This is a genomic window from Rariglobus hedericola (assembly GCF_007559335.1).
In the GTDB taxonomy this organism is placed as follows: Bacteria; Verrucomicrobiota; Verrucomicrobiia; order Opitutales; family Opitutaceae; genus Rariglobus; species Rariglobus hedericola.
Genome location: NZ_VMBG01000002.1, coordinates 612,501 through 631,089 on the forward strand (window position 1 = coordinate 612,501; position 18,589 = coordinate 631,089).

At 56.3% G+C, this 18,589-nt stretch carries 16 protein-coding genes; 9 read left to right on the forward strand and 7 right to left on the reverse strand.

All coding sequences use genetic code 11. The annotated features are described in order from the left end of the window. Window positions 1–256 precede the first annotated feature (256 nt). From FPL22_RS12895 to FPL22_RS12915, 5 genes are all read left to right on the forward strand, one after another. The gene (locus tag FPL22_RS12895; protein ID WP_144230821.1) at window positions 257–1,342 is read left to right on the forward strand and encodes a ribonucleotide-diphosphate reductase subunit beta; all 1,086 of its coding nucleotides are present in this window, start codon (window positions 257–259) and stop codon (window positions 1,340–1,342) included. A gap of 205 nt (window positions 1,343–1,547) precedes the next feature. Beyond that, on the forward strand, window positions 1,548–4,829 hold the full coding sequence (locus tag FPL22_RS12900) for a ribonucleoside-diphosphate reductase subunit alpha (protein ID WP_144230822.1): 3,282 nt from the start codon (window positions 1,548–1,550) through the stop codon (window positions 4,827–4,829). A gap of 77 nt (window positions 4,830–4,906) precedes the next feature. Beyond that, on the forward strand, window positions 4,907–6,265 hold the full coding sequence (locus FPL22_RS12905) for a hypothetical protein (RefSeq protein ID WP_144230823.1): 1,359 nt from the start codon (window positions 4,907–4,909) through the stop codon (window positions 6,263–6,265). Window positions 6,266–6,444: 179 nt separating this feature from the next. Further along, on the forward strand, window positions 6,445–7,845 hold the full coding sequence (locus tag FPL22_RS12910) for an RES domain-containing protein (protein ID WP_144230824.1): 1,401 nt from the start codon (window positions 6,445–6,447) through the stop codon (window positions 7,843–7,845). A 181-nt stretch (window positions 7,846–8,026) separates the two neighbouring features. After that, window positions 8,027–8,830, forward strand: a complete 804-nt coding sequence (locus FPL22_RS12915) for a hypothetical protein (protein WP_144230825.1) — start codon at window positions 8,027–8,029, stop codon at window positions 8,828–8,830. Between the two features lie 146 nt (window positions 8,831–8,976). Here FPL22_RS12915 and FPL22_RS12920 read toward each other — a convergent pair whose 3' ends face one another. The 3 genes from FPL22_RS12920 to FPL22_RS12930 all read right to left on the reverse strand — a co-directional run bounded on the left by FPL22_RS12920 (window position 8,977) and on the right by FPL22_RS12930 (window position 11,147). Continuing rightward, window positions 8,977–9,294: a hypothetical protein gene (locus FPL22_RS12920; protein WP_144230826.1), complete on the reverse strand. Its 318-nt coding sequence runs from the start codon at window positions 9,292–9,294 to the stop codon at window positions 8,977–8,979. Window positions 9,295–9,382: 88 nt separating this feature from the next. Then, on the reverse strand, window positions 9,383–10,039 hold the full coding sequence (locus FPL22_RS12925; protein WP_144230827.1) for a hypothetical protein: 657 nt from the start codon (window positions 10,037–10,039) through the stop codon (window positions 9,383–9,385). Between the two features lie 655 nt (window positions 10,040–10,694). Beyond that, window positions 10,695–11,147: a hypothetical protein gene (locus tag FPL22_RS12930; protein ID WP_144230828.1), complete on the reverse strand. Its 453-nt coding sequence runs from the start codon at window positions 11,145–11,147 to the stop codon at window positions 10,695–10,697. 134 nt (window positions 11,148–11,281) lie between these two features. Here FPL22_RS12930 and FPL22_RS12935 point away from each other — a divergent pair, with 134 nt between their 5' ends. Continuing rightward, window positions 11,282–12,520 (forward strand): S1 family peptidase, encoded by a 1,239-nt coding sequence (locus FPL22_RS12935; protein ID WP_162525303.1) that lies wholly within the window; start codon window positions 11,282–11,284, stop codon window positions 12,518–12,520. 147 nt (window positions 12,521–12,667) lie between these two features. On the opposite strand, the gene FPL22_RS12940 is transcribed toward FPL22_RS12935, so the two are convergent. Further along, window positions 12,668–13,078 carry an SRPBCC family protein gene (locus FPL22_RS12940; RefSeq protein WP_144230830.1) on the reverse strand — a complete coding sequence of 137 codons (411 nt, stop codon included), beginning with the start codon at window positions 13,076–13,078 and terminating at the stop codon, window positions 12,668–12,670. Window positions 13,079–13,364: 286 nt separating this feature from the next. Here FPL22_RS12940 and FPL22_RS12945 point away from each other — a divergent pair, with 286 nt between their 5' ends. After that, entirely contained in the window at window positions 13,365–14,369 is a 1,005-nt protein-coding gene (locus tag FPL22_RS12945; protein WP_144230831.1) for a ligand-gated ion channel, read from the forward strand. A 134-nt stretch (window positions 14,370–14,503) separates the two neighbouring features. Continuing rightward, a complete protein-coding gene (locus FPL22_RS12950; protein ID WP_144230832.1) occupies window positions 14,504–15,181 on the forward strand; it encodes a hypothetical protein in 678 nt (225 codons plus the stop codon). 27 nt (window positions 15,182–15,208) lie between these two features. Here FPL22_RS12950 and FPL22_RS12955 read toward each other — a convergent pair whose 3' ends face one another. Together FPL22_RS12955 and FPL22_RS12960 are read right to left on the reverse strand one after the other, a co-directional pair. Next, window positions 15,209–15,997, reverse strand: coding sequence for a glycosyltransferase family protein (locus FPL22_RS12955; protein ID WP_144230833.1), 789 nt, complete (start codon window positions 15,995–15,997; stop codon window positions 15,209–15,211). 432 nt (window positions 15,998–16,429) lie between these two features. Beyond that, entirely contained in the window at window positions 16,430–16,717 is a 288-nt protein-coding gene (locus FPL22_RS12960; protein ID WP_144230834.1) for a DUF2934 domain-containing protein, read from the reverse strand. 161 nt (window positions 16,718–16,878) lie between these two features. Between FPL22_RS12960 and FPL22_RS12965 the strand changes: the two genes are divergently transcribed. Continuing rightward, the gene (locus tag FPL22_RS12965) at window positions 16,879–17,769 is read left to right on the forward strand and encodes a glutamate racemase (RefSeq protein ID WP_144230835.1); all 891 of its coding nucleotides are present in this window, start codon (window positions 16,879–16,881) and stop codon (window positions 17,767–17,769) included. A gap of 37 nt (window positions 17,770–17,806) precedes the next feature. Here the strand turns inward: FPL22_RS12965 and FPL22_RS12970 are convergent, their stop codons facing one another. Beyond that, window positions 17,807–18,565: a hypothetical protein gene (locus FPL22_RS12970; RefSeq protein WP_144230836.1), complete on the reverse strand. Its 759-nt coding sequence runs from the start codon at window positions 18,563–18,565 to the stop codon at window positions 17,807–17,809. Window positions 18,566–18,589 lie beyond the last annotated feature (24 nt).

Below are 18,589 nucleotides of genomic sequence, written 5' to 3' on the forward strand. Positions count from 1 at the left end.
CTAAATTGACCCAAAATTCACGTATTGTTGGCGATAAACCGATTGACGGAATTTTTCTAAATTCCCATAGGTTGTGCCAAGTTTGATGAGTGACCACTACGGGTTGTGGTTAGTAACGCGTTGGTAAGTTTCAGCAACTTTGGTTCGCTTGAGGCTTCCATGCGTTAAAAAACAACCTCTGGTGCAAGCCATCTCCCGGCTTATTGCTCTCCACCTGCGCTAATCGCGCCCCATTCATCTCCCTCTAATTTTAGTCATGCAGAAATCGTTTCAAGTCGGTGCCAAGACGTTCGTCCTTGATCAGGAAAAGGCAGAAGCCGCGTTTGCGGCCAAGAAGGTCATCAACGGTCGTGAGACCATGTGCTTCAATCTCCTCCCGCTGAAATATCAGTGGGCTTACGATCTTTACCGCACGATGAAGGCGAACCACTGGGAGCCCGAGGACGTGCCCATGGGCAAAGACATCGAGCAGTGGCGCGACACCAAGCTCGTTTCCGACGTCGAGCGTTGGATCATCCGCATGGGCATCGGTTATTTTTCGGCCGCCGAGGGTATCGTCGGTGACAACATCCAGCACGTTGTCCGCGAGCTCGTCACCGCTCCCGAGCTGAAGCTCGTTCTTGGCCGTCACGCGCACGAGGAGAACATCCACGCCGACTCGCTCCTCTACATGATTTCGTCGCTGGGCATCAACCCGCACGAGTGCGAGGCCATGTTCGAAGACGTCCCGACCATCGCGAAGAAAAACGCTTTCGTCGTTAACAACTCTCGCAACCTCCGTCGCGACCTCGATCTCACCAAGACCGAGAACAAGCAGCTCCTCGCGAAGAACATTTTCCTCTTCGGTCAATGCATGGAGGGCACCCAGTTCTACGGTCTCTTCGGCATGATTCTGTCGCTCTACCGCCAGAACAAATTCCCCGGCATCGGCCAGATGTTCCGCTACACGCTCCGCGACGAATCCAACCACATCGAGGTGTTCCGCAATCTGTTCATGGATCTCATCGAGGAGAACCGCGAGATCTGGACCACCGAGTTCAAGGAAGAGCTCCGCGCCACCATGGCCGAGGCCGTGCAACTCGAGAAAGATTTCATCCGCGACTGCCTGCCCGTGAACGCTGTCGGCCTCGCGATCGAAGAGTTCCTTACCTACATCGACTACATCGCCGACCGTCGCCTCGAAGGCGTGGGCCTCAACCCCCTCAACGCCGGCGTGAAGAACCCGCTGCCCTGGCTCGCCGAGATGATGGACATCAAGAAGGAGCAAAACTTCTTCGAGGGTCGCGTCACCGAATACCAGAAGTCCTCCGCGCTCACCAACACCTCCGACGACGATCTCTGAGCGATGCGCGCCCGCCTTCGCTCCTTCGTCATCGTTCTCTCCCGCTTTAAATCCGTCCCCGTCTGTTAACCTTGCACGGCACCGCGCCCGCCGCGTGTGCCGTTTGATTTTCTCCTCCGCCGGAGTTCGCTCCGGCGTTTCGTTTATCGTTTCCGTTTCTTTCAGCCGTCTCTTTTCACCGTCTCAGCCTCTCGTTTTTCCGTAGATGAATCCTTCGCTCTCCCACGATCTCGCGCTCAAGCGCACCACGCACTCCTCCGACAACAAGCCCGCCTACGCCTGGCGCGACGCCGTTCTCTCCGACACGCCCCTCCTTCCCGAGATCGTTCTCCTCGCCCCCCAGGGTGAGACCAAGTTCGACCTCGGTGAGATCGCCGACACCCTCGGCAAGGCCCTCACCAACGTCCACCTCGCCCGCGGCGAGACCGCCAACATCTTCACTGCCGACACGCGCGCATTCGTGGGCCGCATCGTGAAGGAAGTCGCCGCCAACCTCGCCGGCGAGGCCCTCCGCAAGTCCCCCCTGCGCATTTCGCTCAACGACCTCTACGAGCTCATCGAGAAGACCCTCGTGGACAACAACGCCTACGACGTCGCCAAGAGCCTTCTCCTCAACCGCAGCCGCAAGCTCGCCACGCCCGCCCCCCACGCCACCGGCTCCGTTCGCGTCATCCGTCGCAACAAACAGGTCGTCCCTTTCATCGCGCAAAAGGTCGAGATCGCCGTCCGCAAGGCCTTCCTCTCGCTCCACCGCGACTCCACGCCCGCCGTCGCCATCACCGAGGCCGCCGCCGCCCGCGTCAACGCCTCCAAACAATCCTTCGTCCACATCGAAGAGATCCAGGACATCGTCCAGGAAGAGCTCATGAAGGCCGGCCACTTCAAGGTCGCCGAGTCCTACATCCTCTACCGCGCCCATCGCAACGAAGAGCGCACCGGCATCCTCGCTGAAACCGCCGCCGCCGAACCCGCCGCTCCCGCCCAGCCCTCGATGACCGTCATCAAACTCGCCAATGGCGACAACCACCTCTGGGACCGCGCCGACCTAAAGGCCCGCATTTCCTTCGCCTCCATCGGCCTCGACCTCTGCCTCTCGCACGACGAGATCGAGGCCGAGCTCCTCCGCTCCGTCTTCGACGAGATCTCCAAGAAAGACCTCGACCAGACCATCGTCCTCAATTCGAAGACGCTCATCGAGAAGGACGCCGACTTCGCCAAGTTCTCCGGCCGCATCCAGCTCACCTACATCTACGAAGAAGTCCTCGGCTGGGACATCGTCAAAGACGGCATCGCCAAGCTGAAGAGCTTCCACATCGCCGCCTTCAAAGACTACCTCGCCCACGGCGTCGCCATCAAGCGCCTCAACCCGCGCCTCCTCGACTTCAACCTCGATAAACTCGCCGCCGTCCTCGACCCGTCCGCCGACCTCGAGCTCGACTTCCTTGGCATCCAGACGCTCTACGATCGCTACCTGATCATCGACAAGACCGTCAAACCCTCCCGCCGCCTCGAGACTCCCCAGTTCTTCTGGATCCGCGTCTCGATGGGCCTCTTCCTCGACGAGCCCGGCGACCGCGAAGCCAAGATCACCGGCCTCTACGAACTCTACAAGAGCCGCCGCTTCTGCTCCAGCACGCCGACCCTCTTCAACTCCGGCACGCTCCACTCGCAGCTCTCCTCCTGCTACCTCTACTACGTCGATGACTCCCTCGAAGGCATCATGTATCGCGGCATCGCCGAGAACGCCCAGCTCTCCAAGTGGGCCGGCGGCCTCGGCGGCTCGTGGACCGCGGTCCGCGGCACCGGCGCGCACATCGGCGGCACCAACGGCGAATCCCAGGGCGTCATCCCGTTCCTGAAACTCCACAACGACCAGCTCGTCGCCGTCAACCAGGGCGGCAAGCGCAAGGGCTCCGGCTGCGCCTACCTCGAGTCCTGGCACAACGACATCTTCGAGTTCCTCGAGCTCCGCAAGAACACCGGTGACGACCGCCGTCGCACCCACGACATGAACACGGCGAACTGGATTCCCGACCTCTTCATGAAACGCATGGAGGCCCGCGCCCAGTGGACCCTCTTCCGCGCCAACGAAACCAAGGACCTCCACGACCTCTACGGCAAAAAGTTCGAGGAAGCCTACGTCCGCTACGAGAAGCTCGCCGAGGAAGGCAAAATCTACGGCCAGAAGATCGAAGCCCTCGAGCTCTGGAAGAAAATGCTCTCGATGCTCTTCGAGACCGGCCACCCCTGGATCACCTTCAAAGACGCCTGCAACCTCCGCTCCCCGCAGGACCACGTCGGCGTCATCCACTCGTCGAACCTCTGCACCGAGATCACGCTCAACACCTCCAACGACGAGACCGCCGTCTGCAACCTCGGCTCCGTCATCCTCGAGAACCACCTCCTCCCCGACGGCCAGCTCGACCACAAGAAGCTCCGCGAGACCATCCAGACCGCCGTGCGCGCCCTGGACAACGTCATCGACATCAACTTCTACCCGACCAAGGCCGCCGAGACCTCCAACCGCCGCCACCGTCCCATCGGCCTCGGCGTCATGGGCCTCGCCCACGCCCTCTACCTCCGCGGACACGCCTTCGCCTCCCCCGAGGCCGTCGAGTTCAACGACGAGGCCATGGAAGCCATCGCCTACTACGCCTACGAAGCCAGCTCCGACCTCGCCGCCGAACGTGGCACCTACAGCAGCTACAAAGGCTCCAAGTGGGACCGCGGCCTCCTCCCGCAAGACACCATCGACCTCCTCGAGAACGAACGCGGCGTCCCCGTCGAAGTTCCCCGCGGCGGCCGCATGGACTGGACGCCCCTCCGCGCCAAGATCGCCAAACACGGCATGCGCAACAGCAACGTCCTCGCCATCGCGCCCACCGCCACGATCTCCAACATCACGGCCACCTCGCCCTGCATCGAGCCCACCTACAAGAACCTCTTCGTCAAATCCAACCTCTCCGGCGAATTCATCGTCCTGAATTACTTCCTCGTGAAGGACCTCAAGGCCCGCGGACTCTGGAACCAGGAGATGATCGACAACCTCAAGTATTTCGACGGAGACCTGAAGGACATCGACGCCGTCCCCGCCGACCTGAAGACGAAATACCTCACTGCCTTCGACATCGACTTCAAGTGGGTGATCGAAGCCGCCGCCCGCCGCCAGAAGTGGATCGACCAGTCCCAGTCGGTGAACCTCTGGCTGAAGACCCCCGACCTGAAGACCCTGTCGCACATGTATCGCCAAGCCTGGCACGTGGGCCTCAAGACGACCTACTACCTGCGCACCCTCGGCGCCTCCAACATCGAGAAGGCCACGGTCGCGGTGAAGAAGGAAGTCCGCGGCGCCGCCGGCGAGACCAAGGCCGAAACCGCCACCCGCGATGCGTCCGACGCAGCCAAGAAGACCTACACCGCCGAGGAAAAACGCGTCTGCAGCATCGAAGCCATGAAGAACGGCGAAGAGTGCGAAGCCTGCCAATAAACCCCTAAACGAAAAAGCCCCGGTCGGAAGACCGGGGCTTTTTTCATCTTTCAATTCGGATACGAACGCTGACGTATATGAATCCTAATGAATCCCAAATGGTGCGCGATAATCTCGCGCAGATCGAGAATACCAATGTTGCCGGTTTAGTGGGCGAGAGTTGGCCAAATCAGGATATGAGTGTAATTGACGTTGGTGGAATGAATGCAGCCCATATGGTGGCTGTATTAAAACGCATAGGCGTGTGTTTTGGCAACGCACTCGACGAAGATGCACAGCTTCTGCCCCGATTCTTTCCAAATAATCAAAATTTCCGGCAACCTCTAGATGTAATTAACGAACTACAGGTTCTGTTGAGTAATATCCAGGCAAGGGCTTGGGGTGAAGTGGCGACACGATGCACTTGGATTGCTCAGTATTTAATGTTGTGCGGATATTGGAGTAAGACGACAAAGCGGGCGCATGCTGTATACGAAAAGAAAGCATCTGAATTAGTTAGTTCGGCCGAATTGAAAGTTGAGGAGATGGAAACATCATTGAAGGTTTTACGAGCAGAGAAAGATGATCTCCTTAAACGAATTAAAGAGGCCAACTCTGCATTGGGGGAAATCACATCTGAACTGCAGGCTGCTAGGGGTGAAAAACAGCAAATCGCAGATTTGCTTACTTCTGCAAGTAATGATCAGGGGAAACTCTCCAGCATTCTCGCTACGCAATCTAATTATCTCCAAGTTGCTGAGAAACATATAAACCAAAATCAAGCGAGTCAGCAGCAATTGGATTTGGCCCTCAAAGATGCGGATGCATTTTATAAGACCGCGAAGACCGATTCCGAATGGGTGTCTGCTAAAAGAAAAGAAATTGAAGAATTAACAGGAAAAGCTGCCGACGGTTCTTTGGGGGGAACTTTCCGGGCACGAAAGGATGAGTTGGAGTTGTCGGTTAAGACATGGAGAAGTATTGCATTCCTCTCGGCGGTCATGGCCGCGATTTACGTGCCTGTCGCGTTTATATTTATACCGTCACCACATACAAGCGACGGTCTTATTCTTTTGGCTAATATAGGTAAAATTATTCCAGTGGCGGTATATTTGGGTTTTGTTCTTAAGCAGTATTCTCGGGAGAGGAGTTTTTTGGAGGAATATGCATTCAAGACATCAGTTGCGTTTGTTGTTAACGCCTATGCTGATCAATTGGCTAGTGTTAGATTCCAAAAAACACTGGAAGAGTTTGGCGGTGATCAAGCTGCATGGGGCTTGTATCTTGATAAACGTGAAATGGATCGAAAAAAACTGATCAAGGAAACTGTCGATAGGCTATTTACGCCTCCCCAAGTCCATGAGGAAAAAGCTCCGAGTCTAGTCGCGTTTCGTCCAAAAGCTGCGGTAGATATACTTAGGGAAGCCAAAGAACTCCTGAGTGAAGCTAAGAAATAGTAAGTTAATGGAGCGCGACGAGCCAACGCCAAGCAAATGGGCGACGAGCCAAAGGGGTCTGGCCGCTAGGTGCATGCTAGCCTAGGTTGATTTTTGGGCGCCGCCCGAGTCCTGTTCCGGAATTGTAGCAGTTGCATTTAAATTTATCACACAAATGGAGCTTATTTCATGCGTTTTATATGGATATTGAGCTAAAGGACCGGCGGCTATGTGCTAGATGTGTTCAAGAGCCTTATCTTAAGGATATTATTGAGACGAGCGGAGAGGAGGTCGATTGTGATTACTGTGATTTTCACGGCAGAAGCCTCGCTCTTGAAGAAGTCGCAGCCCTGATCGAGAAGGCGTTTGGGCAACATTACGAACAGATCACTGCGAATGATGATTTTGATAAGCTAATAGGGGAGGAGCTATCTAACGTTATCGCTGATGCGGCGGAAATCTCCGAGGACTGTGCCGAAGACATTCGTGAAATTATAGATAATAAGACATCCGGTGCGCCCGATGAACAGTATGGCGATGATCCTTTTAATGCAGACGCCTGCTATGCGCGAAAAAGCCCGGATGATATTTACTATCAGGAGAAATGGCACTATTTCGAACATAGCATTAAGACGAGGGCTCGATTTTTTAGCCGCACCGGCTACGATACACTAAAAGAAGTTTTCGCTGAGCTGGATGCCTATCGCACTTACAACAGGCAGTCTGTCATTGTGGAGGCGGGAAGTGAACAAGGACTGAAATCGCTTTATCGGGCTCGTGTTTTCCAATCGGAAGAAAAGCTTAAGGAAGCACTAATGCGTCCTGATAGGCAGATTTCGCCTCCTGATACCGCGCATGCATTAGCGGGCCGAATGAATGCACGCGGTATTTCTGTTTTTTACGGTGCCACTAAACCTGAAACGGCGCTGGCCGAATTGAGGCCTCCTGTTTGCAGTGATGTGGTTATTGGACGTTTCGATATTATTAAAAAGGTTCGCTTGCTGGACGTCGGTGCTCTTGCCGGAGTTAAGGTAGATGGCAGTATTTTTGATCCTTCCTACATAAAGCGATTGGAGCGCGCAAAATTTCTTCGTTCGCTAAGTAATCGTATTACACGCCCCGTTTTGCCTGATGATGAGTTGTCGGAATATTTGGTCACTCAAGCAATCGCCGACTTTTTGGCTACAGAATTAAAACTGGATGGTGTTATCTATTGTTCGGCTCAATCTAAGGAAGGGATCAATGTGGCGCTCTTTAATCATGCATCATGCGTGGAGCTGTATGAAATGCCGAAGGGAACGACGATTGAGGCATCAACTTATAATACTGATGACGATGGACCGTATAGGGATTACTCGGTCCATGAAACCCTTCCGCCTAAATCGACACCTCAACCAAAACATGAGCATTTTTGGGGATTTGGGAAAGAGGTAGAGATGTCGGCTCCAATTTCTTCTGAGCCGTTTCTCAAACTCGATATGGAAAGCCTTAGGGTCCATCATGTCGCAAGTGTAGCCTACACCACAGAAGAATCGGTCGTAGCCCGTTATCGCTTTCAACAACCTGATGTAAATGATGAAGCCAGTGGGCCGATTTTTTAGATAATAAGCCGACGAGCTAATGGGGTCCGACAAGCAAACGGGTCAGTCCGAGAATTGTAAGTTGCCACAATTCTCGGCCTGATGCTTTTTCGCTCTCCGGCTCTTTTCTCGAAAATTGCTATCGATGGAAATCATTCAATTTCATTGCTTTTTGTGGCGACTGAGCCTCTAAATTTTTCTTATGGATGAGGCGAAACCTAGTTGGTCTTCGATGGCAATTGATAGCGGGGCGTGGATATTCGGTGCGACGGCGATCGCATATCTTTGTGCCTATTTATTCGAGCGCGGAGCTTTAGGGCATTTTGGCGTCCCTCCTGAATTTATTGAGGTGAGTGTGATGTGTTTAGTGTCTACGGGTGGCGCCTTTTTGGTGTTCTCAGTATTGCTGCTACAGTTTTGGTCTTCTGCTCTCCAGCTAGATGAAATGGTGGATTTCGGTCGTTTTAAAGGGCTTGGGAGGTTGCTAGCCAAATGGTGGATTTTCTTTCTAATGTGGGGAATTGGGTTTCTGTTTTTTAGTTATAATTGGACGACCTTGTTGGTGTTTTCTGTCTGGTTTTTGAATTTTTTGATGGATGTATTGATCCCATTAATCCCCAAGGAGGACGGTGTTAATTATGACGAACGATTGTATGCGTGGCTGAATAAGCCACAAGGGAAGGCGAATATTGATCCTTCTCGAAAATCATTTTTGAAGGGTAAGGTTGCGAGTGTTTTTGCTGTTATTGGGGTTGTATCTCTTTTGTGCTTATTTTCTGGGCAGATTGCGGCTGCTGCACGAACGAATTACGCATCGCTTGACTCTGAAAAAGGTTATTTGGTTTTAAGGCATTATGGTTCTAAGTATTTATTGGTAAGATATGATTCGGTGAGCCGGATTTTTGCTCGCGAATATAAGATCGTTAGGGAGGAAGATGTTAACGGAAATATACATGTTGTGAATGTGGGCTGGCGTTCGAAAGTGTCGGAGCCGGATAAGCAATAAGCGCCCGTTGCCAATGTGGCATTCCGAAGGCTCGACTAGAGATATGTTATCGCGTCCGACGAGCCAATGGGGTCGGGCCGAGTATTGTTGTATTTTAGGTCCGGGCAGAAATCTAAACGGCTATTCAAGGGGGGGGATTCGCCCGATTATCGCGGCAGCGGATCCGCCACGAGGTAGAAGGGCTTGCCGCGGGAGTCGGGACGCCAGCCCATGTCGATGGCTTTCGCGGTGAACTCTTGGATTCTGATCGCCAGTTGCGCAGGGGCGGCAGGGCGTTTGGGCGGATAGTCTCCCGCATCAAATTCAATCACGAGTTCGCGCGTGGTTTCCCCTGCCAGGCTTACACGCGCGGAGATCCCGCGGACGTGGGTGTTCACGGCGACTTCGCCGCCGTAATGCCTCACGCTCCATTTGAATTTATCCGCTCCCAACTGAAATTGTCCTGACGAATCGAGTCGCGACATGACCTCTGCGTAAGCTTCGCCTGCTGGACGACAATCCTGAAGCTAACGGTGTAGGTCGAGTTTTGCGGTCGAGTGCCAGGCTTTCAGCTTAATCTTTGAGGGGCAGGCGGGAGATTGCCTGGTCGATTGTCTTGGTGAACTCCGGGCTCTCGTTTTTTGAAGCTTCGCGATAGGCGGTCAGCCAATCCTTGAGCGAAGGCACATCCTGTTCGGTGATTCGCTCATTTCGAATCACTGAGGGCCGCATCAGAACGTCGGTTAAATATCGTCCACCTTGATACGCATCGTCGAAGTGCTGCCATAACCACACGAGATTTGCCGCCAGTTGGGCTTTTACCGTGGGCGGACTCGCAAACATTTCGAAGCATTGCTCCGTCATTTTCACATCACCTAGGGCGGAGTGAAACCAGTAGTTAGGCGAATGCCGGGTGCCCGGCGACAGGGTCACCACCGTTCGCCATTGATCCTCGGGAGCCTCGGGGCTTTGCAGTGCGGCAGATACCCAGGTGGGCGTTACCTTTCGGTCCGTTATGCGCCAGAACCAGTAACGCGTGTAACGCTCATGGCCGCTCGCGATATTGATTTCACGGGTCCAGCAATTGATGTGAGACCAGCCTGAATGCCAGTAGGTAAGATACGCAAAGAGTCCCAGCACGCAGACAGTGCACAGCAAAGGGGTAATCAGCCGCCGCATTTCGTTAGTTGGAGTTGAAAGCGCATGTCTGGCCAGCCCGGAAGCATCCATCTAAGCGTCGAACGCGAGGCTTGGGACGGCAGGTCGATGGCGTCCGCCCGCCTGCTAGAATATCAGTCTGGTGAGATCTTATCTCGTCGCGAATAGACCTGATATCGGCACGTCTCATTGTGATAGGGGCGGGCTCATATCTTAAATGGCCCAGCTGATATCTGCTGGGGATTCAGGGAATTGACCGGGGAAGGGGCCGAGATGCGATATGAGGCCTCTGAGATGTCATATCAGGCCGCACCCAAGCCTTCTCGTCCCCAACGGAGGGAGGCTGCCCGAGGTTAGGGCGTTTCCAAGCAAGTTGGAAAGGCTTCGATCTCGGCTCAAGTGTTTCTTGCGCGGACTAAAGTCTGATGAATCCCGCCTTAAGCGCGGGGTGAAATCACTTCAGTCAAAGCTTCCGGCACTTCAGCAGACGCTGCGCTGATATGAACGTTTCTTCTCCGTGCTTAAGCCGAAGCTCTCCCGACTTAAGCCAATGCTCTCCGGACTTGAGCAAACACTGTCCGGACTTAAGCGGCGGCTCTGTTTACTTGAACGATTTTAATAGCGACTTAAGCCGCCATTAAAATCGTTCAAGTGATTCCTCCCAAGGCTTAAGCCCGCATTGCCCCGCCAAGCCAAAGGGGCTCGCGGCTAACTCGTTGAACGCAGATTATTGATGCTGCCAGCAGTAGGCACTTCCAGCGGCGGCCGTTCGCTTGCAACGCGCCCCCTTTTTCGTGGTTGCCGCGCACTGAGAGCTGTAAGCAGGCGCTGAATACGAACTTTGCGGTGAAGGCGTAGTGGAGACAGGCTTTGGTTGTTGGGCTGAAGCCGTTTTAGCAGCGGCGGCACTACGGGCGGCTTCTTCCTGCCTTTGCTTTTGGCGCAAGACCACTTCTTCGTAGCGAGACTGGATATAGCCGAAGGTCGTTCTGTCAGTCTCGGTCATTGTGAGATAATCAACGTAGTCACCACCGTCGTCATGGATCACGGTAATGCCGCTGGCATCCATGCTGCGCAGTTTTACATTCTTAAGGGTGCGGCCATCGGTGAGAGACAGATCGTGTCCGATGAGTTGGCAGGTGAAGACGATTAGGGTGAATAGCGTAGCGATGAACTTCATGGTGGGGTTTAGAGACGTAAGTCGAATCCAGCTCTTCTCTCATTGCAGTAGATTGTAAATTAAATTGATTCCGTAGCCCTTTGGTTTCAAGTGTCTTGGAAATTAACGACATGAGGCCGCATTTACTTATCTTCATGGCGCTACTGTTCCTGCCCAGAACCGTTGCGCAGCCAGAGGATGACAAAGGGTTCAGCAAAGAGGTGATCGAACGATCCAAGCGCGCCTGTGTTTTAATCGAAGTAGAGGACAAAAACGGAAAAGGCCATGGTAGCGGAGTTCGGTTTAATGAGCAGGGATGGATCGCGACCAATTATCACGTCGTAGCAGGAGCTGAGCGCATCAAGGTCATCGATTCATCTGGGCACAGTGAAGAAGTGACGGAGTTGATGTATTACTCTCCTCAGCGGGATATTGCGTTGTTGAAAACCTCGTCGACGGGCGAGTATGCGAAATTTAAGCGCTCCATGGCTGCTTCAGAGCCCATCATGGCTATCGGGCACCCACTGGAAGAAAGGTGGAAGGTCACCAAGGGGCGTATCGTAAAAGTGTTTTCGCGAAAGAACCGTGAAGAAATCCAGATCGATGCCGATATCGCTCCAGGATCTTCGGGCGGCCCTATTTTGGCTAAAGATGGGACGATATGCGGGCTTTCCACTTACTTGGTCCGTTTAACCTTCCGCGATGGCAAATATCAGCTGGCGCAGATCAAAATGTTCTTTGGCGTGAGCAAGGCATCTATCGTCGATATCCCCGTGGAAAAGATAAAGCCTACGCGCCTTTCGGATCTAAGGGTTTTTGGCGAAGGGTGGGTGATTTATGATGAGCAGCTACCTGTTCTGATCTCTGAAATAGATGATCTGCTGACGATTTTTTATAAACGTATTGCTTCACAAGTGATCAAAAGAACGGCCGCTGGAACCGGTCGGACGGAGATTGGCGGCAATTCAGCCTTTTTGAAATTTCGGTATGAATTGGCCGACCCTCAAGAGTTGAAGGATCTAATTTCCCGATATCGGGCACTAGCCGTATTTATAAATCAGTATATCCCGCAGAGTCCTTCGGATCCGGCACTCAAGCAGTCGTGTTTACTTCTAAAAGCTGCGCTTCGGAATGCCCTCGAATCCGCTGAAAATTTGGCGCTCATCCACGGAATGGCTAATGACCAAGGTGAAGGTTATTTCTTGAGATCGGATCGGTCGCGATCCTTGGCGGTAGCGGCTGTCCGTGATGCGGTGCATAGTTATTCCAGGGCGAGATCATCATACGGAGATCACTCTAATTTTTTAACCGAAGAGGGCATGGACGCGACGTGGGCCAGATACATTCCTTCGGTGTCACCGCCTTGGGCAGCCGCGGCAGTTAAATCCGAATAGTGGGGGTATTCCTAGTTGGTATGCCAAGCGGATCCAGTAAGACGAAAGGTGGACTTTCATCCTGCTCATTACGTTTCCGAGGTTCCGGACCTTCGCGCCTTGGCGTCTTTGCGTTGAATCTGCTCTGCGAGGTAAGCCGGACGACAATTATCCGGATTTCTCCAAAAGGGATTTCAGTTTCGCGAGGTCCTTGCGGATGTGTTTCGCATCCGCCGCATAGGCTTTGTCTGAAACCTTGGGCAAACGATAGAGCGTGAACAGGACTTCGCTCCCGTTGCCGTTGGGCTGGACGCGCATCGGATTGTAGAAGGTGGCGCCTGACTCGAGGGTCACGTCGTGGTCCAAGATTCCGAAGGAGTTCTTTCGGGCGAATTTGATCTTCACCTTTCCCATCGGCGACTCCGCGACCCATTGCCCGCCGACCTGCTTGATCGAGCCACTCAACCCGCTGGCCCATTTCGGCAGGTTCTTGGGGTTGCAGGCGAAGGTGTAAACAGCGGCCGGCGATCGCGAGATAGAGATGCTGATGATCTTGGCGGGGTAGGTTGCAGTCTTCATTCCCCCATCGACCGTTTCTTCCGCAACCGGTTTCGGATTAAACGCAACGACGCGAAGGGGCAAAGGTTCGGAGCTGATCAAGCAAGACGGGTTGGATGATGGTTCTCTTGATCGTTACGTGTCCGGGGTTCCGCCCTTCGCACCGTCGCGTCTTTGCGCTTCAAGATCGGCCCGCTTCGTTGGTGAGGAATTCTGTCTACTCGCTACCAGCTACTCGATACTCGCTACTTCAAAGTCAAACTTGCCCCAGTGGGCGGGTTAACGCTTTCTCCGCTTCACTCTCACCATGGCTTTCCTCCGTTGCTTGCTCCTTTTGGGTTTGTTGGCGGCGGGCCTGCGGGCGGCCGAGGCGAATCCCAGCCCGGCCACGCCGCGCAAGGTGGAGCTCGGTGTTCACATCCTGGACATCAGCGACATTGATGAACCGGGCGGGAAGTTTACCCTGCATGTTCTCCTCGGCGTGTATTGGCAGGATCCGGCGCAGGCGCACGACGGCAAGGGCCCCAAGGTGTTCCGCGAAGATATCGCGATCGAAGAGGTGAACACCATCTGGCGCCCCATGGTGGAATTCAACCGCACCACCGCGCCCGCCGAGCTCCACCACTCGCTGCTGCGCATTTATCCCAATGGCCGCGTCGAATTCGAGCGCCAGCTGACCGTGCAGATCGCCACCCAGCTGGACCTGCGCAAACTCCCCTTCGATACCCAGCGGCTTAAGCTCGAACTGGAATCCTTCCAATACCTCGCCGATGAGGTCGAGGTGGTGCTGCCCGCTGATAAACTGCGCATCGCCAGCCGTATTTCGCTGCCGCAATGGGAGCCGGGCAAACTGGTGGGCGAGGTCTCGCCGCACTATCGCGAGGAATACAACGAAACCTACAGCCGCGCGACCGTGACGCTGGAAGTGAAGAGGCACACGCAGTTCTACATCTGGCAGATGATGGTGCCGCTCGGCATCGTGCTCGCCATGGCCTTCGCGGTGTTCTTCCTGCCGCCCAAGGATCTCTCTGACCGCATGAGCGTGATCATCGCGAGCCTGCTGACGGTCGTCGCGCTGAGCTATTCCCTGCATTCCGGCCTGCCGAAGATCTCCTACCTGACGGTCATCGATTGGTTTTTCGTGCTGGCCTACATCTTCCTCGGCCTGGCGATGGCCGGCATGGTCTGGATCAGCAACCTCCACGACCGGGACGAAGCCAAAGCCATCCGCGCCGACAAATGGCTCCGCTGGGCCTATCCCGGCGCCTACGTGCTGGCCTCCGCCATCGTGGTGATCACGGCGTTGAACTAAGTTTAGACCAAAGAGGGCCGGTGCCCTTGAATTATGTTTGGCAGAAAGTTGTGGGTCGTAGCCATTTGGCCGGCGGGTCGGGATGCGCATTGCAGGCGGGCGGTGATTCGGATGCGTTGTGCGTCCAATCTTTTATGGCCTCCCGTTTTCCGGTTATTGCCTCGCTCAGTCTCCTCGCCGCGCTCGCATTCGCCGCGCCGGCCAGCGCGGTGGTGGTCCATTCCACACCGGCAGGAGGGGACGACTACAATAGTTCGGCCAATGCCGGCCTCGTGTATTTCCAGATCAAATACGACGGGGTGCGCACGCAGGCTCAGACCGGCACTGATTTTTCAGTGGGGCTGCAGGTTGAGTCCGGGGTGAACACGGTGGTTAGCCTTTGGAACACGACGGTATCGATCTATACCCGTTCCGTGAGCTCCACGTCGGGAGCGAACATGGCCACAAATTTTGCAGCGGGAGAGATGATCGATCTTTCCGATTTCATCTATCGCTCCGGCAACAGTGCTTATTTGAGCTACACTGGCGGCGTAAACGACGGGTTTGCGTTGAACACGTCGGGCTATCTGGGCCTTAAGTTTAACGATACCTCGGTGGACAACAAAGCTCATTACGGGTGGGCGCGCATTACGAGAACCAGCACCGGATTCATTCTGAATGAATGGGCTTATGAAACCGTGGGCGAACGGGCGATTCTGGCGGGTGCGTTGACCTCGATCCCCGAGCCGGCGACCGCGGCGCTCTGGATGGCGGCTGCTGCGGGCGTGCTGGTGACAACCGGCCGGCGTCGGGGTTCACGCAACCGGCGTTGAGTCTTCGTCGCACGCGGCCGGCACGCGTTAATGCAACGTAACGAACCGGCGTAATCGCTGGCCGATGCAGGACGGGCAGAGGTGGGTTTTGCGGAGAAGCGTGGCGTGGCGCTGTGGCTCGATTACCGGCTGCACGTCGTCGGGATGGTCCAGCCACGGGCGCACATTGCCCGGGGCGGAGAGCAGGTTTTGATAAGAGGCCTGGAACTCGTTGTTCGCATCGGCCTCGCGGTATTTGGCGAAACGGGCTTCGCGATCGGCGGTGGTCACACTCGAAAAATGCCGGATGCGGATGTGCGTGCGCAGGCGGCGGTGGGCGGGGATGCAGACCGGCACTGGCTCCAAGTGCAGGCGGGTCGAGGGGAGGCGCATACCGGGCGCGTAGCGAAAGAGGCGGTAAACCCACAGGTTGGCTTTGTCGTAGGTGAGGCCGTCCCCATCCAGCATGCGGAAAACCTGGAAACTGTAGGCGGTGTGCCGAGGGGCGGGGCTGCGAACCAACTCAAGCAGTAAGCGGGCGTCGGTGCCGGAGATTTCCTCGTCCGCGTCGAGTTGCAGGATCCAGGTGGGGCGAAGGGATTCGGCCGCGGTGAGCAGTCGCTGGCGGTTGGTGGCATCGTCCCAGCCGGCGTAGGTCGTGCGCACGGGATTACGCAGGAGCGTGCGCACAAGCGGCGAGGCGTGCAGGCGGTCGGCAGTATCGTCGGTGCTGCCATCGTCGAGGGCGACGATGCTGGCACCCAGAGTCTCCACGCACGCGAGATAACGATCGAGGTGCCGGGCGGCATTACGTGCGGGCAAAAGAGCTACAACCATGAAGGGATGCGTGGTAAGAGCGACCGGGCCGATGGTCAATAAGGCGATCCGCAGCTACGATCGGGAGGGCGGGGCTAAGCGAGGTGCCGCGCGGTGGTTTAGGCATCGCTTGCGCCGGATTCGATTTGGCCGGATGGTGGCGGCTTATGAGCGATGCCTTCCGACTCAATCCTGACTTGGCTTGCGATGCCTGCGGGTGCTTCGGCGCGTATGCGTTCGAAGGCGAGGCGTTGTGCGGCGAGTGTTACGCGGGGCGCGGCTCCTGTTGCTCCGCCGAGTTCAGTGGAGCCGCGCACAAAGTCACCCGGTGTGAACCTGCACCGGCGTTGCCCGCGACGCCGGCGGACGATGACGCGGTGAAACCTGCTTGAAACGGTCCGTTGCCGTGGCGGGCCGGTTCGCTTCGGACGGCTACGATCACGGCAAAGAGAATTAGCGGGAGTGCGGCTGGCTCCAGAGCGGCTTGCCGGTTTCGGCAGGCTGTGACTTGGGCGCGGATTTCGTCGGACGCTTTGGAGCGAGCGCCTCTTTGCGCTGACTGGCGGCCAGTTCGGCTTGGGCGTGGTCGCTGTGGCTTTCGCCGAGCGTGCCATCTGGCTTGGCGCTGAGTTCGCGTTCGGCTTGGAGCCAGATCTCGTCGTCGCAGCCGGAGGGTTTTCCTTTATCGAGCCAGAGGGTTTCGGCGCGGCGGGTGATTTCTTCGTGGGTGGGAGTAGGCATCCAATGAGGGACCGATCCTATGCCGAGCGGTTCCGATTGGTTACAGGGGCGTTCGAGCGTGAGGCGCTGCGGGGAGATTGCTCGGCGTTTCGTGTCAGATTAAACCACGAAAATACTGGGCGGCTTGCTTTGCCGGGCGGGTCCGCTACGTCCGCAGGGACATGATTGGTGTTTTTGATTCCGGGTTTGGCGGGCTCACGGTGCTCTCGGCGTTGCTACGCGAGTTGCCTGACTACGACTACCTGTATCTCGCCGACAGCGCGCGGGCGCCCTACGGCGCACGTAGCGCGGAAGTGGTGAACGAATTCACGCTCGAGGCGGTGGACTGGCTGTTTGAGCAGGGGTGTCCGCTGGTGGTGCTGGCCTGCAACACCGCCTCGGCCCGGGCGCTGCGCAACCTCCAGCAACTGCACCTGCCGAAACGCTGGCCCGACCGGCGCGTGCTCGGCGTGGTGCGCCCCTCGGTGGAAGCGCTGGCCGGTATTCCCGTGGGCACGGTGGCGATCCCGGACGCAAATTGTCACCTAATAGGAGACAATTTGGTTAGGGCGTCTGGGGCGGAGGCGGACGAGTTGGTGGCGGTGTTGGGGACGGAGGCGACGATCGCTTCGGACTCCTATGGCATGGAGCTGCGTAAACTGGCGCCGTGGATTCGTGTCGTGCAGCAGGCGTGTCCGCTGTGGGTGCCGCTGGTCGAGGCGGGCGAAATCGACGGCGAAGGCACGGAATATTTTTTGCGCAAGGCGCTCGCGCCGCTGCTGCCGCCGAACGAAGCCCCGAAGCGCGTGCTGCTCGGGTGCACACATTATCCGCTGCTGCTGCCCGTGCTGCGCCGTATTTTTTCTGCGGATACAGAAATCCTTGATCAAGGCCCGCTCGTCGCCGAACGCCTGGCCGACTGGATACGCCGGCATCCGGAGCAAGAGGCGAACCTCACGCGTGGCGGCACGCGGCGTTATTGCACGACGGATGATCCGGAGTGGTTCGCGGCGCGCGGCGGGAAACTTCTCGGTTCGTCGATTCAAGCGGAACGCGTGCGACTGCGCGGTTAGCTGCCACCGGCATCCGTCGAGCCGTAAGCCACCCTCGTCAGCTGGCGCCCAAGCCCGTCGCCTCGCGCAGCCGGGCGGCGAGCTGGTATTTGCGTTTCTTGGGCAGCGAGCCGCCGAAGGTCAGCTCCTCGCCATTGTGGAGTTCGATGTAGATTTTCTCGTCCTGATGTCCGCCGCCGTCGCTATCGGCCACGAACTTGGCGCGCACACTGATGCTTTTCACGTCGGCGGGGTTGAAGCGCTTGGTGCGGCCGAACGGGCCCACGCCGGTGAAGATCTTTCCTTTGCCCGAGCCGATGGTGACCACGGTTTTTCCGGCCAGCGACATCAGGAACGAAATGATCATCCAAGTGCCCACGGCGATAAACGGGGTAAGAAAGCACCAGAGGAAAATCGTGAAACCCCAGCCCATCGGGCCGCCTTCGTTTTTGAACTCAGGGAATGAGTCGGGCAGCGTGATCCCGGAGAGTTTAAGGGTGCTGGCCGTTGCGATCGCCACGAAGACAGAAACGATGCCGTTCCAGAAAAGAGCCACGGCAAGCAGGCCTGCGGCCATTTTTAAAGACCGGTGACTCGCGCCCAGCACGACATCGCCCTGCATATTTTGATGTTTCCACGTGCCGGGCACGGGCTCTTCGAGCAACGCGTCGAGCCGGGCGTTCTCCATCAGCGCGATCAGCGAGTGAGCCTGGTTGCAGGAGCGGCAATAAGCCAGGTCGGTGGAGACGTTAAAATCCTCGGCCGGGATAGTGCGCTTGCATAGCGGACAACTGGGGAGATTCGAAGTCACGGCCATCAGCTAGAACGAAAAGCCGGCGCA